Source organism: Pseudomonas sp. PME37.24/006 (assembly GCF_055556635.1).
On sequence record NZ_JBVHNL010000294.1, the window covers coordinates 1 to 237 of the forward strand.

General features: G+C 59.1%; 1 pseudogene. It reads right to left on the reverse strand.

The window, feature by feature from the left end:
• Positions 1-57: 57 nt before the first annotated feature.
• Positions 58-237 (reverse strand): annotated as a pseudogene (locus tag ACZ3GY_RS24795) (methyltransferase type 12); the annotation flags it as partial.

Sequence of the window (237 nt, forward strand, 5' to 3'; positions counted from 1 at the left end):
GAGCCAATCAGCACGACCAGCGAGAAATCAGGAATTTCGATGTTCATGGATGGGCGACTATCGTGTGAAGACGACCATCTGGGTGGGCGATCCGAGTGCTTCGTCGTTCGTGCCGATACCGCTGAATTCCGCACGGTAGCCGTAAGCCGCGCCGATCCTTTCCGCCCAGCTCCGAAACTCCGCGCGGGTCCATTCGAATCGATGGTCACGATGGCGGAAGCAGCCTGCCGCGAGATT